The 4,509-nt window shown below is 70.6% G+C and carries 6 protein-coding genes; 3 read left to right on the forward strand and 3 right to left on the reverse strand.

Annotated elements, in window-relative coordinates; all coding sequences use genetic code 11:
• Positions 1–520: ESX secretion-associated protein EspG (locus tag V8688_RS31065; RefSeq protein ID WP_342802294.1), on the forward strand; the 520-nt coding region annotated here is incomplete at its 5' end.
• Here V8688_RS31065 and V8688_RS31070 read toward each other — a convergent pair.
• The 3 genes from V8688_RS31070 to V8688_RS31080 are packed head-to-tail and all read right to left on the reverse strand — an operon-like array spanning position 521 to position 2,573.
• Entirely contained in the window at positions 521–1,189 is a 669-nt protein-coding gene (locus V8688_RS31070; RefSeq protein ID WP_218717455.1) for a histidine phosphatase family protein, read from the reverse strand.
• On the reverse strand, positions 1,186–2,100 hold the full coding sequence (pheA, locus tag V8688_RS31075; protein WP_218717454.1) for a prephenate dehydratase: 915 nt from the start codon (positions 2,098–2,100) through the stop codon (positions 1,186–1,188). The genes V8688_RS31070 and pheA overlap by 4 nt, the downstream gene beginning before the upstream one ends.
• Positions 2,101–2,141: 41 nt before the next feature.
• Entirely contained in the window at positions 2,142–2,573 is a 432-nt protein-coding gene (locus tag V8688_RS31080; RefSeq protein WP_342802295.1) for a hypothetical protein, read from the reverse strand.
• A 111-nt stretch (positions 2,574–2,684) separates the two neighbouring features.
• Here V8688_RS31080 and V8688_RS31085 point away from each other — a divergent pair, with 111 nt between their 5' ends.
• Positions 2,685–3,446: a DUF2470 domain-containing protein gene (locus tag V8688_RS31085; protein ID WP_342802296.1), complete on the forward strand. Its 762-nt coding sequence runs from the start codon at positions 2,685–2,687 to the stop codon at positions 3,444–3,446.
• Positions 3,447–3,500: 54 nt separating this feature from the next.
• Positions 3,501–4,277, forward strand: a complete 777-nt coding sequence (locus tag V8688_RS31090) for a CPBP family intramembrane glutamic endopeptidase (protein WP_342802297.1) — start codon at positions 3,501–3,503, stop codon at positions 4,275–4,277.
• The last annotated feature ends 232 nt before the right edge of the window (positions 4,278–4,509 follow it).

The following is a 4,509-nucleotide window of genomic DNA, read 5'->3' on the forward strand; positions in this document are numbered from 1 at the left end:
CGCGCAGGGCGACGACCGCGCGGTCGTCGCCCTGCGCGGGCCGGAGTCCTATGTCATCGACGACGCGGGCTTGGACCTGCCCGGCGCGGTCCTGCAGGCGCTGGGCAAGTCCGAACCGCTCGAGCTGTACGGAATGAACGCGCCCACCGAGGAACTCGCGCCGATCTTCGGCGATACCGGTGACGTCGCGGCCACCACGGAGCGGCTGAGCAAGATCGGCAAGCCCGCCACCGACGCCCAGACCCTGGCCTCGGCGCTGGTGGAGATCCACTCCTACGCCGAGATCATCGGCGTCGCCTACGGTGACGGCACGCGCGACATCCAGGACAACCACATCGCCGTGTTCAACACGCGCGCTGGCAGATTCATCATCACCGCCAGCGTGGCCGACGACGGCGTGAAGTGGTCGTCGATCGCCACGGGTACCAACGCGCGCCTGCGCACGGCGGTGGCCGATCTCATCGAGTCGCTGCCGATCCGCACCGAGTTCCCGACCGCGACGGCCGACAACCCGGCCTGATCAGCCCATCGGGTCGTCGGCCGTGGGCTCGGCCTCGAGCGCGAACGGTGGCGTGAACCTGCCCCAGCGCAGGCACTCCCAGCCGCCGTTCGCGGTGGGGAGCAGTTCGATGGTCTCGGTGTTGTCGAGGTGGTTGTTCGTCGTGAACGGCGGCGCCACCCCGGCCAGCGTCATCGCGACCAGGCGCATGGCGGCGCCGTGGTTCACCACGATCACGTCGCCGTCGGCGTCCTCGGTCAGGAATTCCTCGCGGAGTCCGGTGAGGATCGGCACGATCCGGTCGATCACCTCACGACCGGATTCGCCGCCGGGTGCCCTGGTGTCGAGATCGCCCCGGTGCCAGCCCCGGTAGATCTCCTGGAAGAACTCGTGCGCCGCCTGATCCGAGCGGCCGTGCAACTCGCCGACCTGCACCTCGTAGAGCCCGTCGAGGACGTGCGCGGGCGCACCGGTGGCCGCCTCGATGTAGCTCGCCGTCTGCCGGGCCCGCAGCGCCTCCGACGACACCAGCACCTGCGGCGCCCGTTCCAAACCGGCGCCGAAGGCTTTCGCCTGGGCCACACCACGTTCGGTGAGCGGGAGACCGGGCACCTGGGTGTCCAGGATCTTCGCGACGTTGCCCTCGGTCTCGCCGTGCCGCACCAGCACCAGCTTCGCGGGTGTACTCATAGGTCAGCGACCCCCTTTCGCAATTGCGTCAACCATTCTGCGGCAGGTTCGTCCGACGGGGGCGGTGTTCCGACTGCCGCGTACGCGGGCCACGAGCCGAGATACCGGACCCGCGCCGTGCGATGCAGTGCCTTCAAGGTCTCCGCGACCGCCGGATCGTCGATATGGCCGACGCAGTCGAGGTAGAAGCGGTAGGTGCCCATCGCGGTCCGGGTGGGTCGCGACTCGATGCGGGTCAGATCGACACCGCGGGTGGCGAATTCGGCGAACGCGCGCATGAGCGAGCCGGGTTCGTTCGGGAGTTCGAGCACGATGGACGTGCGATCGGCGCCGGTGGCGTGCGGGGCGACCCCGGGTTCGGTCACCAGGACGAAGCGGGTGATCGCCTGTTCGTGGTCGGCGACCCCGGCGGCCAGCGTGGCCAATCCGAGCCGCTCCCCCGCCAGCGCCGTCGACACCGCGGCGTCGGCGACGCCCGCCGCGACGTCCTCGGCCGCCGCCGCGTTGGAGGCCGAGGTGAACGGTTGCGCCTCGGGCATGTTCCGGGCCACCCACTGCCTGACCTGCGCGCCCGCGACCGGGTAGGCGGCCAGCGTGCGCACCTGCGCGAGCGTGGTGCCGGGCCGGGCGAGGATCGTGAAACTCACCTCGAGCTCGGTCTCGGCGACGATCTGCAGCCGCGGTCCGAGGGCGAGGGAATCCAGTGTCGCCGGGATCGACCCCTCGACGGAGCTCTCGATCGGCACGACCGCGCCGTCGACGTCACCGGAGCGGATCAGATCCAGCGCCGCGCCCTGACTCGGCGCGGCGACTCGCTCGACGGGACTGTCGAAGGCCCCCGAGTTCTCGAACTTCGCCAGAGCCATCTCGGTGAACGTCCCGGACGGTCCGAAATACGCAATACGCGGCACACAGAAAGATTAGCTGGATCGTTGTCCGAAGTCGGCCCCGCTCAGGAATCCAGCACCCGGAGCGCGTCCCGGATCGCCTGCTCATCGTCGGTTTCGATGGCCAGCAGAACAGTGCGGGTGGCTTCGATGGCCGGGGGCTTGAGCGCCGTCAGGAAATCCAGGTCGGGGGTGCTGAGGGCGGTCGGGATGTCCTCACCGCAGAGGGCCGCGACGGTGCCCGCGACGATGGCGACCGCACGGGGCGCGCTGGTGGTGCGGGCGACGAAACCATGGTCGGCGTGCGCGATCCGGACCAGGAAGGCGGCCAGTTCGGCGTCGGGGACGTCGATGTCGACGACCTCGGCGGTGGCCGGCGCGCTGCCCAGCGGGCGGACCAGGCCCGCCACCAGACTGCGGCGGGCGGGGGTCGAGAGCGTGACCAGCACGGGTTCGGCGGAGGTCGGGTGGTCGTCGCCGTGGTCGTCGTGCGTCATCAGACCACCGTAGAGCCGATTCGTTCGGCGATTCGCCGGGGTGTCCCCTTGCGCGAAGTCGCGCGGTAACTTAGCTTAGGTTTACCTAATCAACAGTTCGCGGAGGTTGTCATGTCGAGCCCCACCACGATCCTCGCGCCGACGACCGCCGAGCGCGTGCGCAGCGCGTGCGCCCACGCGGAGACGGCGATGCTCGCGCTGCCCGGCATCGATCCGGTGCCGACCTCGCTGCATCACCTGCGTCGCTGTGGTGACGCGGTGATCGCGGTACCCGCCACCTCGCTCGCGGCGGCGCTGGCCGCGACCGCGAACGAGACCTCGGCGGTGCTCGAGCTCACCGATCACGCGCCGCTGCCGCTGCGCGAACCGGTCCGGGCGCTGGTGTGGCTGCGCGGGTGGGTGCGGCAGGTGCCGATGCAGGCCCAGCGCACGCTCGCGGTCGAGATCGCCAAGGAATACCCGCATCCGGGGCTGCTCGACGTCGGACACGGCGTCACGCTGCTGCGCGTGGTGGTGAACTCGGCCGTGCTGGCCGACACCTCCGGCGCGGAATCGGTCGACCACGCCGACCTGCGCGCGGCCAGCGCCGACCCGTTCTGCAAACTGGAGAGCGCCTGGCTACAGCACATGGCCGAGGACCACGCCGATATCGTCGCCCAGCTCGCGCGCCACCTGCCGACCCGGCTACGCGGCGGCCTGGTGCATCCGCTGGCCATCGACCGCTACGGCCTGACCCTGCGGGTGGAGAGCAACGAGGGCGACCACGACGTGCGCCTGCCCTTCGCCACGCCCGCCGACGACGTCGCCGCGCTGAGCAAGGCGGTGCGCATCCTGGCCGGCTGCCCCTTTCTGAACGGCCTGCGCCGCATCTGAATCCGGTCGCGGCGCGACGCGCCCCGGCCACCGGGGCTGCCTACACTGCGCGACATGCGCGTCGATCCTCCTGACATCACGCTCAGCGAGCGGGAACGGTTCGGTCTCCGAGTCGAGATCACCGTCGTCCTGCTCGTCACCTTCGGGCTGAGCGGGATCAGCGCGGGCCTGGCCCTGCTGGATTCGGCGCTGGCGCCCGGCGGGGTCGGCGGGCGCACGGTGGCGTTGAACGCCTCGCGCTCGGACAACTCGATTCTCGACCTGCTGTTCCAGCTGGTCGGAATCACCCGGCTGCTCGCGTGGGCGGCGCTGGGCCTGTACCTGTTGTGGCGCAGCGGGATCGGACCGCGACTGATCGGGCTGGCCAGGATTCGCCGCACCGATGTGCTGCACGGCCTGATCCTGGCGGCGGTGATCGGCCTGCCCGGACTGGCGCTGTATCTGATCGCGCACGCGCTCGGGGTGAGCGTGACCATCGTGCCGAGTTCGCTGACCGAGCACTGGTGGCGGCTGCCGGTACTGATCCTGTCGGCGTGCGCGAACGCGGTGGCCGAGGAAGTGCTCGTGGTGGCCTACCTGATCACCCGGCTGCGCAAGCTCGGCTGGTCGGAGAACCGGTCACTGGCCGCCTCCGCGCTGCTGCGTGGCAGCTATCACCTGTACCAGGGCCTGGGCGGCGGGCTCGGCAACATCGTGATGGGCGTGATCTTCGGACGCTACTGGCAGCGCACGAATCGGCTGTGGCCGCTGATCCTGGCGCACGCGACGATCGATGCGGTCGCCTACCTGGGCTACACCGTGCTGCGCGGCCGCGTCGGCTGGCTGCCGTGAGCGGCGTGTCACGGCGAGTCTCGCCACATCACCGCGTTTCCCGCTAACGCGGGCACCCGAGCGGGGTATCCAGTAGAGACCGAGCGCGCACAACCCACCCGCGCCCCCGACGATCAGTAGAGTTCGACAGTGATGAACGGCGACGATCCCCGCGATGACCCGCGTAGGCGCCGGGTGCCGCCGCCTCCAGGCCGCCCCGGTGGACCTGCCGTGCCGCCGCCCGCGGGCCGCG

Origin of the sequence: Nocardia sp. No.11, assembly GCF_038752175.1 — a bacterium.
GTDB classification, from domain to species: domain Bacteria; phylum Actinomycetota; class Actinomycetes; order Mycobacteriales; family Mycobacteriaceae; genus Nocardia; species Nocardia canadensis.